Origin of the sequence: Psychrobacter cibarius (assembly GCF_016107535.1) — a bacterium.
Taxonomy (GTDB): domain Bacteria; phylum Pseudomonadota; class Gammaproteobacteria; order Pseudomonadales; family Moraxellaceae; genus Psychrobacter; species Psychrobacter cibarius.
Genome location: NZ_JABASQ010000005.1, coordinates 61222 through 76745, shown reverse-complemented (window position 1 = coordinate 76745; position 15524 = coordinate 61222). Strand labels below are relative to the sequence as shown.

Below are 15524 nucleotides of genomic sequence, written 5' to 3'. Positions count from 1 at the left end.
ATAACACCGATTTATTTAGCCAATATTAGCCACTGCGCAAGTAGATACCTAATGTATTTTGCCGTTATTAGTATTTTCCCTGAGATGTTTGCCACGATTCGTGAGTTTGGAATCACGGGTCGAGCAGTCACTCAGAAGCAAGTGACGATTGAATGCATTAATCCGCGTGATTTTACCAGTGACAATTATCGCCGTATTGATGAACGTCCGTATGGTGGCGGTCCTGGCATGGTGATGATGGCTGAGCCATTATCCCAAGCGATTGAGGATGCGCGCCTACGAGCAAGTCAGCATGGCTGCCGTGTCGACAAAGCGCACTGTCCGGTGATTTATATGTCGCCACAAGGACAGACGCTGAGTGAGAGTAGTGTGGTCGATATGACTGAGTATGACGGCATGATTATATTATGCGGTCGTTACGAAGGTATTGATGAGCGCCTACTATCGCAATATGTCGACATGGAAATATCGCTTGGTGATTACGTACTTACCGGTGGTGAGCTACCAGCAATGGTGCTAATGGATAGTGTGATACGTCGTCTGCCTGATATTATGGGTGATGATAAGTCAGCTGAGCAAGACTCGTTCGTCGATGGCTTGCTTGATTGTCCACATTATACTAAGCCGCATGAGTTTGCGGGTATGGCAGTGCCTGAAGTGTTACTTTCAGGTCACCATGCCAATATTGCGAAGTGGCGCTTTAGTCAGCAAGTCGAACGTACGCAAGCGCGTCGTCCAGACTTATGGCAAGCGTTTATGCCAACGGTAGAGCAAGCAAAGTGGCTAAAAGCATTGGCGAAAGCAGATAAAAAACAGCGTTGATAGCGGCTAAAAAGATAAACAGTTAAGCAACAGAATTTTGAGCAACAACAAAACGAGTCATAGCATAATGGCCGTTTGTCATAACCCACTTACGTTGTGTCTCATTAAAAAGATACGATCCATTATTACAAACAGGTGATATGCGTCAAGCCTCTATTATCTAATGTGAGGAGATAACTCTCATGAGCAACAAGCATCCATTGGTTCAGGTCATCGAAAATGCTCAATTGATTGAGCGCCCAAGCTTTGCACCCGGCGATACCGTTGTGGTTCAAGTAAAAGTACGTGAAGGTGAGCGTGAGCGTTTACAGGCTTTTGAAGGCGTTGTAATTGCTAAACGTAACCGCGGTTTAAACTCAGCGTTTACCGTACGTAAAATCTCAAGCGGTGTTGGCGTTGAGCGTGCATTCCAATTGCATTCACCAATCATCGATAGCATCGAAGTGAAACGCCGTGGCGCTGTTCGCCGTGCGAAACTATACTACTTACGTGAGCGCTCTGGTAAATCAGCACGTATCCGCGAGAAGCTTGCTCCGCGTGCACCTAAAGCTGTTAAGCCAAAAGCTAACGCTTAGATTATATCCAGTATCTGCTTTTAAGCATTGTGCTTAATATTGCTTTATTGCTGAACCGTCTATTATGCGATTCGGCAATAGCGAAAAGCCAGATACAAGCCCTTATTCATAGGTTTATCATATAAATAAGCGGGTAGTACCAAAAAAGACAAAACCCCAATCTGTGCGTATGCCAGATTGGGGTTTTTGTTTCTGTTGTTTTAATTAATGCGCTTTAATTAATATGCTTTAAATCACAAATCTAGAGAAACGTTTTAAAAATTGCCTTTAAAGTTCTAACCATCGAGATTTTCGATACGGCTATTTTGGTCTTTAGATTTGCTGTACTTACGCAAGCGTATATAGAGCGTTTTAGTGACGGTAGCGATAATTTTTTGTTGATCATCGACGATATCTGCTTGGTATTCCCGAAATACTGGCTCGCCGTCTTTTGCTAATTCCTGAATCGTGGTTATTTCATTGCTAGGAATTTTTAGGCGTGCAGTGACTTTGCTATTACCAGGGGCAATAAACTCAATATGTGAGCTTTTGTCCCAGACCACGTAACTGCTGCCCAGTTGGTGCATCAGCATTATCATATAGAATGGGTCCACCATCGAATACAGGCTGCCGCCAAACTGAGTGCCCACGATGTTTTTGTTCAGCGTATTCAACCCCATACTTACCACACACAAACCTTGATCGAGATTGAGGTGATCGATTCTGATACCAGCGCCTACGTACGGTGCATAAGTATTGATACGCAGCTTCAGTAGGTGGGGTGTCAATAACGGCATGATACTTTGTTTGGCTCTGCGTTTTAGCGTCTCAAAATTGGTAGGTAGCAAACTCATAAATTCGTCCTATTGCTTCTTTTATATTTTTTAGTGATACCGTTTGAGTCAAATTTTTTAGTGTACTTCTATCAAAGAGCAGTCACGAAAGGGCATTTATCATAAGTAAAAAATATCAAAACCGCTAGGCTTAAAGCGTAACTGACATGGATTTTCTATCGTTACTTAAAAGTTATAATAAACTATTTATTATAGCTATCTTTAATATTTAGTTATGTGATAACAAATATCTAGATACAGATAATTATTAAGAAAAAGGTCATTTATTCTGATTTAAAGCCTATATTAAGTGTATTTTTTCCTCATGGTTTTCTATTAAGTTCAATTTTGTATTAAATGGAAACTTTAATTTATATATTATAATGGTGTATGGACTTTTTTAGTGATTCTAAGTTCGCATTTCGAGTTCTCATGTCATACAATGGCTTGCAATTTTTAATGGACGCTTTAGTCACATTAAATTTCACTATCAAATTATCAGTTAAATAAAGCCTCAGTCGACATAAGGAAATGTGATGAGTAACACTCAGATCCCTTCTTCAGGGTCTAATCAGCAGTCATCAAATCCATCTAATTACGACAGCGAGCCATCAGGTAGCTACCTTGATTTACACAAACCAAGCGCAAGCTTTGACAGTCGTGACGCTTATCTAAATCATGAATTACAAATCATGCAGCCAAAACGCTGGCGTCCCAATTTGCCGTTTCGTGATTATCGCTTTGAGTATGAAGATACTATTCCTGCAATGGCGGCAACGATTGGTAAAGTGGTTATGGTGGGTGCGATTGCTGCAACATTTGCAGGTCCACTTGGTTTGGGCGATGCGTTCGTTTTAGAAAACGTTCGTTATGAGCTATTAATCGTTTCATTCTTTATCATCTTATTTTCAGGATTTCTACTCCCGACAGCCAACCTTGCAGGTACTCACGGCCCCCTTATTCCGCTTATTCCTATCGTCGTTGCTGCTGGTGGTCACCCGATGGCCTTTGGTTTACTTATCGGTGCCTTCGGATTGCTATTGGCAATCAGTAAAGGGGGCAGTCTGCTGGCAAACTTGACCAGTAAAGGGGTGTGCGGTGGCCTCTTGATTTACCTAGGGTTTATCGGTACCACCTCACAGGTCAAAAACCTCTTTGCATGGGCAGAAGGTATTGGCATGTCGCATATTGCCTTCTTCATTATTTTGGCAACGATTTTGTTGTATGCATTACTTGAGCATTGGCAAAAACGCTGGCTTGCGGTTCCGCTAAGCTGTGTACTAGGTGGCGGACTTGCATTTGCATTGGGTGCACCCTTTGAGTTCAAAACTGCACCAGGCTTACCAAATATGAATCCAATGTATTGGTGGGGTGAAAATACCGGTTGGATGCTAGGATTACCTACGGTTGAAAGCTTTATTGTCGTACTGCCGTTTGCTATTTTGGCGGTTGCGATGTGGTCACCAGATTTTTTAGGCCATCAGGTCTTTCAAAAAATCAGCTATCCTAAACGTACTGAAAAGGTACTCATGGATATCGATGACACAATGACCAGCGCTTCATTTCGTCAGGTCGTCGGCTCCGTATTGGGCGGTGCTAACTTTGCTTCATCGTGGGGCACGTATATTGTCCCAGCAGCGATTGCCAAACGTCCGATTCCTGCTGGTGCCTTATTGACGGCATTGTTCTGTATTATCGCAGGAGTTTGGGGCTATCCAATGGATTTGGCTATTTGGCAGCCAGTGATGTGTGTGGCATTGATCGTTGGTGTTTTCATTCCACTGCTTGAAGCTGGCATGGAAATGACTCGTGAAGGTAAAACCACGCAGTCTGCTGCGATTGTAGTCTTTGCTTCAGCGCTTGTAAATCCTGCCTTTGGTTGGTCACTCACGTTGTTGCTTGATAACTTAGGCTTGATTGGCTCGAAAGAACGCAGTGCTAATTTAACTAAAATGAGCCGCTGGATCATACCGGGTATTATGTTTGTGGTATTGACAGGTGTGATGGCTATTGTCGGTATGCTACCGGGTATTCCAGCATTGATGGCTAACTTCCGTCATTAATAGCATCTTACTTACCCACGAAAAAGTCAGCCTCGGTGCTGGCTTTTTTATGGGTGATGCTATGATAATAATTGGCTTGTAAAACAATGACTCCCGCCCCATAACTAGCAGTATTACAAGACTTTTAAGAGCAATAAATTCTATGGTCAATGTCTCAGAATCGAGTCCTATCGATGACAAGAAAGCCCGTCTTAAGCATTTAATTCAGCGCCTGCCAAATTTGCCAGGGGTCTATAAAATGCTGGGTAAAAATGGCGATATCTTATATGTCGGTAAAGCCAAGTCACTCAAGAGCCGTGTGAACAGCTACTTTGCTAAAACCATTGACCATCCAAAAACACGGGCGCTAGTGGCACGGATACATAATATTGAAACCATTATTACCCGTAGTGAGACCGAAGCGTTATTGCTCGAGCAAAACTTGATTAAAGAATATCGTCCGCCTTATAACGTACTGTTGCGCGATGATAAATCCTATCTCTATGTGTTTATTTCAGCAGATAAGCCTTATCCAAGATTGGCATATGGTCGCGGTAAAGGCAATCACCAAAAAGGTCGCTTTTTCGGTCCTTTTCCCTCTGCTCATGCCGCCAAAGAGACACTGGTGCTGATGCAGAAAATGTTTCAAATGCGCCAATGTACCAATACTTTTTTTAAGCAACGTAAGCGTCCTTGTCTTGAGTATCAGATTAAGCGCTGCCGTGCGCCCTGCGTGGGCTTGGTATCGGCCGAAGAATATGCAGAAGATGTCAATAATACCATTCGTTTCCTAAAAGGCGACTCTAGCGATATTCATAGCGCTTTGATTGAAAAAATGGAAGCTTCTGCTGAAGAATTAGATTTTGAAAAGGCAGTGTTTTATCGCGATCAGCTGTCTATGCTGCGCGAAGTACAAGCCAAGCAAGCTGTTTATACTGTGCAAGGCGAGGCGGATGTGATTGCTATTGCCAGTCAAGCAGGCATGACTTGTGTCAACGTCTTGACCGTACGTGGCGGGCGTGTTCTTGGCGGTAAGAATTACTTCCCTGACGTTGATAGTAGCGAGCCTCTTGCTGATAATTTATCAGCATTTATTACCTCATTTTATTTTCAGGTGACGGATGACTTGCCCGCAGAAATCATGTTGAGTCATGAGTTACCGGATCAGGTGGCGGTCAGTGAAGCATTGGCGAGCCATTTTGGTAGTAAAGTCGTGATCAAAACCAGTGTCCGTGAACACCGTGCCGAATGGTTAGATTTAGCCAAACTCAATACCAATAATGCGCTAAAAACCAAACTGGGCGACTATTTAGAGTTGCATGCGCGCTTTGGTGCCTTAAAAGATGTCTTAGCGGACGTCACTGATAGAACCATTGATCGCATAGAGTGTTTTGATATCTCCCATACGATGGGCGAGGCGACCATTGGTAGCTGCGTAGTCTTTGACCAAGGTGGCTCGCGTCGCCGTGATTATCGCCAATATGCGATTCATGACATTGTCGGTGGTGATGATTATGCCGCAATGAAACAAGTGCTGACACGGCGCTATAAAAAGCAGCCATTGCCTGATTTGTTGCTGATTGATGGTGGTAAAGGGCAGCTTGGCATCGCTAAAGAAGTATTAACCGAGTTAGGTATTCTTGGTGATACTTTGCTGATTAGTGTGGCAAAAGGCGAAGGACGTAAGGCTGGTCTTGAAGTGCTGCATTTTATCGATCATGAGCCGTTAGATTTACCGATGGATAGCAAGGCGCTGCATTTACTGATGCATATCCGTGATGAGGCGCATCGATTTGCTATCACAGCACACCGTAAGAAACGTGACAAGCGCCGTTCATCGTCAGTACTAGAAGTCATACCGGGGCTCGGTGAAAAGCGCCGCCGTGATTTACTCAATCATTTTGGCGGATTGCAACAATTGCTCGGTGCATCGCAGCAGGAATTGGCAGGCGTGCAAGGGATTGGGCCAGTACTTGCAAAAACGGTTTATAAAGTATTGCACGAGTAGTGGTACATATTAAAAAAACGACAACAGAAACAAATCTGTTGTCGTTTTAACGCTAATAATGTTTAGCAGATTAAACTCTCTAATCGCTAAAAATCAAAACTTAACTGCTGGTTTGGATAGCGGCGACAGTGCTCGCAAACGCGCTCCCAACGATTAAATCGATAGCGTAAATACCAACGAACATGCACAGCTTTAGGATAACCGCATTGAATGGTCATGATGACCTCCATAATTATGATAATAATTTCACAAATATGGAGACATAGACATTTATTAGCATTTACTATAAAGTATATGGACCTTCCTACAGGTAAACCAAAACTTTATATGTAGCTAACAGTGGAGTCTAGCTCCATAGTTGTCTTATCTAAAAGTTTTTTAAGCTCAGCAATTAACGTTGCTGAGCTTTTTTAATTGTCCATAAGTGGTTTCTCCTTTTAAGTAGTACGTGATAATAATTAAATGAGATTAGGCGTTTCTTTTATAAGTCACAAATTTAAAGTCTAAGTCACTTTTTTCATCGTGCATTTGCTCAGATTCTTCGGCCACTTCAAACTCATTTGGCAATTCAGGATAAAAGGCATCGCCATCAGTGATTTCAGTATCGACCTGAGTCAGTTCAATACGATCGGTATACATCAACGCATCGCTAAACACGCGCTCGCCGCCAATCACCCAAATCGTATCAAGATGCGCACCGTGTGCCAGACTTGCTGCTTGCGTTAATGCATCATCTAAATTATGCACCACGTAAGCATTGTTTTTGCCGATTAGACCTTTTTGCTCAGCATAATCCAGTTGGCTACTGATAATGAAGCTAACGCGTTTTGGCAAAGGCTTGCTGCCCATCGACTCGAACGTCTTACGACCCATAATGACGATACCTTGTATACCACCGTCATTTTCTTTGGTCGTCATGCTTTTAAAATGCTGCAAATCTGCTGAGATATGCCACGGTAGCTCATTATCTTTGCCGATACAGCGGTTACTACTGATAGCTGCGATTTGGGCAACTTCGGTGTGGGCATAACTCATAACGTATCCTTTTTATCATCTTTTGAAATGTTGGTCTCATTTAAAACTTCCAATCAGACAAATGCTAGACTGCAACCTTTGCCTTAATCGCAGGATGCGACTCGTAACCATCAACGCTAATGTCTTCGTATTTGAAAGCAAAGATATCTTTCACATCAGGATTAAGCGTCAGCGTCGGCAGCGTATATAGCGAACGCGTCAACTGTAATTCAACTTGCTCGCGGTGGTTTTGATAAATATGACAATCGCCACCTGTCCAGATAAATTCGCCCACTTCTAATCCGCATACTTGCGCGACCATATGGGTCAGCAAGGCATAACTGGCAATATTAAATGGCACACCTAGGAATAAATCTGCTGAACGCTGATAGAGCTGGCATGACAGTTTATTATCCGCCACAAAGAACTGAAATAGCGTATGACAAGGCGGCAGCGCAACTTGATCTGCTTCACCGGGATTCCAACCAGACACAATCAAACGTCTTGAATTGGGATTGGTTTTTATTTGCTCAATGACTTGGGTGATTTGATCGACACCATCATTATTGTAGCTCCCATCTTCACGCTGGCTTGCGCCATAATTGCGCCACTGATGACCATAGACAGGGCCTAAATCACCAGCAGGGCGATTAAAGCGTGCCGTCTGTTCAGCCGTTGACCACTCATTCCAAATGCGTACGCCATTGGCTTGTAGATAATCAACATGCGTACTGCCACTTAAAAACCAAAATAGCTCATAGACGATAGATTTAAAGTGGACTTTTTTGGTGGTTAATAAGGGAAAACCGTCGGCTAAATTAAAACGTAGCTGCGCGCCAAAGTGGCTCAGCGTACCAGTGCCAGTACGATCGCCTTTTTCAGTGCCTTCAGTGAGGACAAGATGCAGCAAATCTAGATAAGCCTGCTCATTTTTACGCTGCTTGTTGTTACTAATAATGGAGTTGCTCATGGTCATAAAATTGCTCTTCTACGCTATTAAAACGCATAGTTGTATTGTTTTTTAACAGGCTACTTGATGTGAATTAGTGCTTAATAAGCCGACTGCTTACCCCAGTCATAGATACCGCGTTTGTAAGCGTATACCAGCATAATGAAACCAATAATAATCATGGGAGCGCTGAGTATTTGCCCTTTGGTCATCCAACCGAGTAATACAAATCCTTGGTCCGCATCGGGTTGGCGGAAAAACTCAATGATGAAGCGGCTAATGCCATAGCCCAATAAAAATACTGCCGATGCTGCCATACGTGGGCGCGGTTTTGATGAATACCACCATAGGAATAGGAATAATAATAACCCTTCGGCAAGTGCCTCATACAGCTGTGAGGGGTGACGAGGTAGCAAATACTGCCCATTTACTTCAAGCATCAATTCTTGTAGCTCAGGGTTGGTTTGCAATTGCTGCATATCAGTAGCAGCTGCTTGCGGGAAGTAGGTAAGCCAGTTGTAGCCACCGTTAGAGACGCGGCCCCATAGCTCGCCATTGATGTAATTGCCAATACGACCGAATAACAAGCCCGTTGGCACGCAAGGAACGATAAAATCCAGTACTTGAAACGGAGTCTTTTTATACTTACGGGCAAAATATAACATGCCCAGTAAGACACCAATCATGCCGCCATGGAAAGACATACCGCCTTCCCAGACTTTGAAAAGGTAAGCGGGGTTTTGTAAAAATTCACCGAATTGATAAAATAATACATAGCCGACACGACCGCCCAAAATGACGCCAAGTGCGCCAAAAAAGACCAAGTCGGACACCATGTCAGTGTTCCAATTGTCACGTTTGGTGCTGCGATACCAAGCCAGACCAAAGGCGGCGGCAAATGCTAATAAATACATTAGGCCATACCAGTGCACTTCTACTGGACCCAAAGACAGCGCTACAGGATCGTACTGAGGATGTATCATCATAAGGGCATCATAAATTTGGTAATAGAATGCTGCTCATAATAGCAAAAATAGCCAGTGAGGCATACCAAATTACGGTGAGGCTCATCTCATGATAACAACTTATCTGCTACGGGTAACATCTAGAAAGAAAGCCAGAAAACCGCTAAGATATAAAAAAGTTGCTGAAAATAAATGCCATTATAAATATTGCCTCATTATATTTAATGAAGCGTTAGATACTGCGCGCTTGCGCTAATGCACCGTATTAATGGATTAACCGTATTTTTAAGGAATGATTATGCAAGCTAAGTTGTCAAAAGTAGCAATATTACCTAAGTTTTTACCCTCTAAAAAACAGTTGATGCCACTGGGTTTATTTAGCTTAGCGGCTTTAGCTTTGACTCCTGCTCAGGCAGCGAACAGTAGTATTGAGCAAGTGACCATTTATCAGGGCTTAGCTAGTGTGACTCGTGCGTTACCAATCAATGGTAGCGGTGAGCAGACACTGGTTTTTTCTTGTCTGTCCCCTTATATCGATAAAGACAGTGTGAGCGTACAAGCAGCAAAAGGCATCAATATTGGTGAAGTCAGTATCGAGACTTTAAGCGATGAGCAAGCAGCACAGTGTCAGTATCAAGGTGAGGCGAGAGTGCAAACACAGCAAGATAATTTGGCAGTTATCAATGCTGAGTTAGAAGCGGCACGCTTAGCAAAAGCTTACTTGCAGAATTTAACCAAGGTCACGCAAATCAGTACAGATGGCACGCTTGCCAATAATGCGCGCGATCTGGAAACCCAAGCGGTCAGTATCAATAAACGGATACTAGAAATTCAGCAGCGCCAAGCCCGTGCGCAAGATGCGCTCAACCAACTAATGGCGGGCAGCGCGACTTCCACTCAAAATAGTGTGACTCAAGTGAGTGTACGTACTGCCAGTCGAGTACCAAGCAGTGTAAAACTGCACTATCAAGTACGCGGCGCGGGTTGGGAGCCAACGTATCAAGCAAGGCTGAATACTGAAACCAAGCAATTAAATATCATTGCCTCTGCGGTTATTGCCCAGCAGACAGGAGAAAACTGGCTCAATGTCCCTTTGATGCTAAGCTCTGTCAATCCCAATCAAAACACGACCAGCCAATTACCTCGTGTAGAGCGTTTCTCGCTATATGAAGAAGATAGAGAAAACCGGACTATATCTGTACCACCTATGGCGGAAAACATGCCTGTTGTGGTAACTGCAAGAGACAGCTATGGCGGTGCCTCGACACCTAACATGGCACCGCTGCCAAGCTTTACCGTTAGCAGTCAGAATAAAAACGGCATTACCGAATACCGCTTGCCGCAGCGTATTAGTATTCCAAGCGATGGCAGGCGTGTACGGACGGTCATTGATGAGCAGTCGGGCAGTAGCAAGCTATGGATTCGTAGTACGCCGAGTGTGGAGGCAGCTGGCTATTGGTATGCATCCGCACCGTTTTTGACACCAGCTTGGGTAGATGGTTCGCTACAGCTATACCGTGATGATAATTATGTCGGGCAGGCGCGCTATAATTATCAAGCGCTCAAAGAGCAAGGTATCGGTTTTGGTATTGACCCTAATACCATCGTAAAGCAGATAGCTGATGAAGATAAGCAGGGTGATAAAGGCGCATTTAATCGCACGCAAACCTTAACTAAAACACAAGCGTATCAATTTACCAATCAGCACAACCGATCTATGCATTTACAAGTATTAGGCAGTGAGCCGATTAGCCGCGACGATAGTCTTAAAGTAACCATCACTCATACACCGCCAGTGACTGAGCGTGACTGGAATGACAATAAAGGCATGGTTGCGTGGGAGTTCGATTTACCAAGTAAACAATCGAAAGTCATACAGTCGACCTCTCAGATTAGTTATCCTGCTAGCAAAAACTTATCAGTGAACTAATTTGTCAGTGAACTAATTTGTCAGTGAACTAAGTTCAAACCGAAATCAAGCTTGGCTGTTTGCTAAGCAATGACATGTTACTAAGCATATTTTTAGTAAAATTAGGAGTCTTATGTGTATTGTCGCCATTGCTTGGCAACTGTTTGATGAGCTGCCTTTGGTGCTATTGTCCAATCGCGATGAGTTTTTGCAGCGTCCGACAGAGCCGCTACATCAATGGGAAGATAAGCCTATTTTTGCAGGACGCGATGTACAAAGTGGCGGTACTTGGCTAGGTATTCATCAACAGCCCCATCAAGCCAATCATCAATACAGTCATCAATACAGTCATCAATACAGTCATCAAGCGCCTCAAGAGTATTATCAGCAAAACGGACGTTGGGCTGCGGTATTGAATTTTCGCGATGGCGTGCAGGCAAGCTCTGATGAGCGCTCACGCGGGGCGCTAGTCACGGATTTCTTAACCAGTGATATCAGCCCGATGGAGTTTGCACGGCAGATTAGTTTGCAAAACTATGCTGGGTTCAATCTCATTATTGGTGATAGCAAGCAAGCCGTTATTGTCAATAATCGTGGTCATGCTCCTATGCCACTATATGCAGGACTGCATGTCATTTCCAATGGTCAGCCTGAGGACAGCTGGTTTAAAACTGAAAAGTTGCGAGGCAGGCTGCGCCAAGAAGTATTGCCACTAATCGCTGAGAATAGCGAACCTGAGTACTGGCAAGAAGCTGCCTTTGCGGTATTGTCTGATAATACGCAAGCGCCAGTGGATAAGCTGCCGGAGACTGGAGTGGCTGTTGAGATTGAGCAGATTCTGTCTTCTATTTATATAGAGCCTGTCGCTTTTAATCATACGCAAAATAATTTGCCCACTTATGCGACACGTACCCAAAGCATTTTAACCCTGAAATGTCATTCTCGGTTGGCAGATTCAGCAGTGGATGATATTGCTAGATTAGTAAGCCGAGAGTGTCAGCATGATAATTATAAAGAATGTCGGCATGATAGTCATAAGTAGCCTATAGGCTTTTCATCTATTAGCTTTTTAATCTATTAGCTTTTTCATCTACTCTTAATAAGGCTCACGTACAATTTTCATGAGAAGTTTGATACTACAGTTTTAATATCGAACAAGAGAAAATCACCAATCCCTTTATTAAAGAATGGATTTCACTTTAAATTACTATTTATATGGCGTAAGATAAATATAGATGTCACTAAAGTTCATACCAGTTGAGTAAATGTTTATAAAACAAGGAGTGTGAAATGAGCATGATGAAGTCACTGATATTTATTGAACCAGGTAAAATTGAAATTGTAGATAAAAAAATCCCTGATGTAGGCCCAAATGATGCCTTGATAAAAATTACCACCACGACCATTTGTGGTACTGATATCCATATCTTTAAAGGTGAGTATGCCGTTGCAAAAGGCTTAACCATTGGTCACGAGCCAGTAGGTATCATTGAAAAGCTTGGTAGCGCAGTCATGGGCTATGAAGAAGGGCAGCGAGTCATTGCTGGCGCCATTTGCCCAACGTTTACCTCCTATGCCAGTCAAGATGGTTTCCCGTCACAAGACGGTGGTTATCTTGATGCAGATGGTAGATGTTCTTGTCACGGTTATAAAGCCACAGGCGGCTGGCGTTTTGGTAATCACATTGACGGTACGCAAGCAGAGTATGTGCTAGTGCCAGATGCGCAGGCCAATCTATGTCCAGTGCCAGATGGACTGACGGATGAGCAAGTGTTGATGTGCCCTGACATTATGTCGACAGGCTTCAAAGGCGCAGAAAACGCCAATATTCAGATCGGTGATGTGGTTGCTATATTCGCACAAGGACCTATCGGTTTATGCGCGACAGCTGGGGCAAGGATTAAAGGTGCCTCAATGATTATCGCTGTCGATGGCAATAATGACCGTTTGGCCATGGCAAAGAAACTGGGAGCAGATATTACTCTAAACTTTACAGAAGTTGACGTGGTTGATGAGATCATGAAAATCACTGGCGGTCGTGGGGTGGATAGCAGTATCGAGGCGTTAGGTTTACAGTCTACGTTTGAGCAATGTCTCAAAATATTAAAACCAGGCGGTACACTCTCAAGCTTGGGTGTGTATTCTGAAGATTTAGTCATTCCAATGGCTCATTTCGCCTCTGGTCTTGGCGATCATACGATAAGAACGGCTCTCTGCCCAGGAGGTAAAGAGCGTATGCGCCGATTGATGAATGTCATCGAGTCTGGCCGAGTGGATTTATCAGAGATGGTGACGCATACCTATGCCTTGGATGATATTGTAGAGGCCTATGACTTGTTCATGCATCAGCGTGACGGCGTACTAAAAATTGCTATCAAGCCATAATTATTCCGCAAGATACAATCGCTATATAATAGAAGAGCCTGCATCTAAAGGATACAGGCTCTTCTATTACGTGTTACTTTTAATCAAAATGTCAGTTCATCCTATCAACAAGTGATTATCTTGTTCAGGAATAATCAGCTCTTGTCTTAGAGGTAGCTCAGGCACTAGCTCTTGCAAGGCACGGCGATAAACGCCTCGTTTAAAATGAATCACTTGTCCAAGTGGATACCAGTAACTGACCCATTGCCAATGATCAAATTCTGGTTTGCCCTCATCAAAGCGGATATGTTGAGTGTTCGTCTCATCTAAGCGTAGCAAAAACCATTTCTGTTTTTGCCCAATACATAAAGGGTGCTGTCCATGCCGCACATAGCGTTTTGGCAGACGATAGCGCAACCAATCTTGCGTCACTGCCAATAAGTCTACATGACGCGGATGCAGGCCGACCTCTTCCCAGAGCTCGCGATACATCGCATCCATCGGCGTCTCCCCACGGTCGATACCGCCTTGTGGGAACTGCCAAGCGTTGTGACCAATACGTTTTGCCCACAGAACCTGCCCTTGTGTATTTGCCAAGATGATGCCGACATTGGCGCGAAAGCCGTCTGCATCTATCATGATTAAACCTTTTTAATTTATTTAAAATAGCTTATTTTGAGCTAGAACCGTGACAGCAATCATAATTATTATAAGGTGATGGTTGTCGATATTAGGTCAAAATAAGATTCATTACCGTTATTAAACCAAGAAACAAGCAAAATGTGTAACAGTATTTTGCTATAAAATGTTTCACGAGCTTAACTGTTTAAAATCAACCAGTTATAATTAAACTTTTGTAATGTTTTTTGGAGAATCTTACTGCAAAGATAGGTTCGAACTATAAGAGGATAGGTTTGAATAATAAACAGTAGGCGGTGTATGAATGTTAATTCACTGCTAAGAAAATTTTAGTAAAAAGGTTTAATTGAAAATAAGGCTGCAAAAGACAAATAGGTGAACTATTCATAATAATAATGATTTTGGATGATAAGGGCTCGATAAAATGTGCCATTGGCTTATGCTACACTAGCCAAGTAAAACATATTGCCAGAAAATAAAAATCGGGCAACGAGCTAATTAAAATAAGGAATGGTCAAGATGTCAGAGTCAAAAGCAAGTGTAACGTGGCAAGAAAACAAAGCATTTATGGGCGTGTCACCATCAGGGCATAATGTACAGATCGATGCCGATAAAGAAAAAGGCGCAAGTCCGATGGAACTGATTCTATTGGGGCTTGGTGGTTGTGCTAGCTACGATGTGGTAGCGATTTTACAAAAATCGCGCCAAGAAGTGACAGACGTGCGTTGCGAGTTGACCGCTCAGCGTGCTGAAACTGTACCAGCTGTCTATACTGACATTCACATGCATTTTGTGGTGACAGGTCAAGATGTCAAAGAAAGCCAAGTAGAGAAGGCCATAAAACTGTCCGCAGAAAAATACTGCTCGGCCAGTAGAATGTTGGTACAAGGTGGGGTGAACGTCACCCATGATTTCGAAGTGATTGCAGGATAGGGGCAAGTATACTAATGAATGCACTTCTGGAATTAGTCTCTGATACCGCAGCGTCCGCAATTTGGGCGATGGTCGCAGCAAGTTTACTACCGCTTGCCATGGCATTGACAGCGAAAGCTATTGGCGGCTTTAGTTTGGCTGACAATGCCCATCCACGTGATTTTTTACAAGGTACGACGGGCGCGGCCGCACGTGCTAACGCTGCCCAGCAAAACAGCTATGAGACGTTGCCAATATTTTTGGCAGCAGTACTGACGGCAATGCTGTTCTTCGTACCACAATCGATTATTAATATATTGGCTTGGTTGTACGTGCTGATTCGTATCGGTTTTTGCGTGGCTTATATTACTAATTTGGCGACGTTTCGCTCCATACTTTGGGTGTTATCGATTGCTTGTTGTTTGATGTTATTCTATTTAGCGATTAGAGTAAGCATTTAATATTAGTCGTTAGACAGCTTAGTTTTAAAACAGATTGGCTTTAAGATAAAAG

General features: G+C 43.3%; 15 protein-coding genes. 9 read left to right on the top strand and 6 right to left on the bottom strand.

From position 1 onward, the window contains the following. Positions 1-51: 51 nt before the first annotated feature. Positions 52-822: a tRNA (guanosine(37)-N1)-methyltransferase TrmD gene (trmD, locus tag JFC08_RS05465; protein WP_198330013.1), complete on the top strand. Its 771-nt coding sequence runs from the start codon at positions 52-54 to the stop codon at positions 820-822. A gap of 182 nt (positions 823-1004) precedes the next feature. Further along, the gene (gene rplS / locus JFC08_RS05460; protein ID WP_045445905.1) at positions 1005-1397 is read left to right on the top strand and encodes a 50S ribosomal protein L19; all 393 of its coding nucleotides are present in this window, start codon (positions 1005-1007) and stop codon (positions 1395-1397) included. A 275-nt stretch (positions 1398-1672) separates the two neighbouring features. Here the strand turns inward: rplS and JFC08_RS05455 are convergent, their stop codons facing one another. Then, positions 1673-2230: a DUF4442 domain-containing protein gene (locus JFC08_RS05455; RefSeq protein WP_198330012.1), complete on the bottom strand. Its 558-nt coding sequence runs from the start codon at positions 2228-2230 to the stop codon at positions 1673-1675. 515 nt (positions 2231-2745) lie between these two features. Here JFC08_RS05455 and JFC08_RS05450 point away from each other — a divergent pair. Beyond that, the gene (locus JFC08_RS05450) at positions 2746-4272 is read left to right on the top strand and encodes a DUF3360 family protein (RefSeq protein WP_045452432.1); all 1527 of its coding nucleotides are present in this window, start codon (positions 2746-2748) and stop codon (positions 4270-4272) included. A 142-nt stretch (positions 4273-4414) separates the two neighbouring features. Next, on the top strand, positions 4415-6259 hold the full coding sequence (uvrC, locus tag JFC08_RS05445; RefSeq protein ID WP_198330011.1) for an excinuclease ABC subunit UvrC: 1845 nt from the start codon (positions 4415-4417) through the stop codon (positions 6257-6259). A gap of 86 nt (positions 6260-6345) precedes the next feature. Here uvrC and JFC08_RS13880 read toward each other — a convergent pair whose 3' ends face one another. The 4 genes from JFC08_RS13880 to lgt all read right to left on the bottom strand — a co-directional run bounded on the left by JFC08_RS13880 (position 6346) and on the right by lgt (position 9208). Then, positions 6346-6477: a hypothetical protein gene (locus tag JFC08_RS13880; RefSeq protein WP_265091442.1), complete on the bottom strand. Its 132-nt coding sequence runs from the start codon at positions 6475-6477 to the stop codon at positions 6346-6348. A gap of 250 nt (positions 6478-6727) precedes the next feature. Further along, the gene (locus tag JFC08_RS05440; protein WP_198330010.1) at positions 6728-7294 is read right to left on the bottom strand and encodes a dihydrofolate reductase; all 567 of its coding nucleotides are present in this window, start codon (positions 7292-7294) and stop codon (positions 6728-6730) included. A gap of 64 nt (positions 7295-7358) precedes the next feature. Next, entirely contained in the window at positions 7359-8249 is an 891-nt protein-coding gene (locus JFC08_RS05435) for a thymidylate synthase (protein WP_198330009.1), read from the bottom strand. Between the two features lie 74 nt (positions 8250-8323). Beyond that, on the bottom strand, positions 8324-9208 hold the full coding sequence (gene lgt, locus JFC08_RS05430; protein ID WP_087813630.1) for a prolipoprotein diacylglyceryl transferase: 885 nt from the start codon (positions 9206-9208) through the stop codon (positions 8324-8326). A gap of 277 nt (positions 9209-9485) precedes the next feature. Here lgt and JFC08_RS05425 point away from each other — a divergent pair, with 277 nt between their 5' ends. The 3 genes from JFC08_RS05425 (at position 9486) to JFC08_RS05415 (ending at position 13481) form a co-directional block, all read left to right on the top strand. Beyond that, complete coding sequence (locus tag JFC08_RS05425) at positions 9486-11117, top strand: DUF4139 domain-containing protein (RefSeq protein WP_227697659.1); 1632 nt, start codon at positions 9486-9488, stop codon at positions 11115-11117. Between the two features lie 112 nt (positions 11118-11229). Continuing rightward, complete coding sequence (locus tag JFC08_RS05420; protein WP_198330007.1) at positions 11230-12138, top strand: NRDE family protein; 909 nt, start codon at positions 11230-11232, stop codon at positions 12136-12138. Between the two features lie 248 nt (positions 12139-12386). After that, positions 12387-13481, top strand: coding sequence for an NAD(P)-dependent alcohol dehydrogenase (locus tag JFC08_RS05415; RefSeq protein WP_198330006.1), 1095 nt, complete (start codon positions 12387-12389; stop codon positions 13479-13481). A gap of 96 nt (positions 13482-13577) precedes the next feature. Here JFC08_RS05415 and JFC08_RS05410 read toward each other — a convergent pair whose 3' ends face one another. After that, positions 13578-14099 carry an RNA pyrophosphohydrolase gene (locus JFC08_RS05410; protein WP_045452438.1) on the bottom strand — a complete coding sequence of 174 codons (522 nt, stop codon included), beginning with the start codon at positions 14097-14099 and terminating at the stop codon, positions 13578-13580. Between the two features lie 519 nt (positions 14100-14618). Here JFC08_RS05410 and JFC08_RS05405 point away from each other — a divergent pair. Both JFC08_RS05405 and JFC08_RS05400 read left to right on the top strand, forming a co-directional pair. Continuing rightward, on the top strand, positions 14619-15032 hold the full coding sequence (locus JFC08_RS05405; RefSeq protein WP_055125345.1) for an OsmC family protein: 414 nt from the start codon (positions 14619-14621) through the stop codon (positions 15030-15032). 14 nt (positions 15033-15046) lie between these two features. Beyond that, a complete protein-coding gene (locus JFC08_RS05400) occupies positions 15047-15472 on the top strand; it encodes an MAPEG family protein (RefSeq protein WP_198330005.1) in 426 nt (141 codons plus the stop codon). Positions 15473-15524 lie beyond the last annotated feature (52 nt).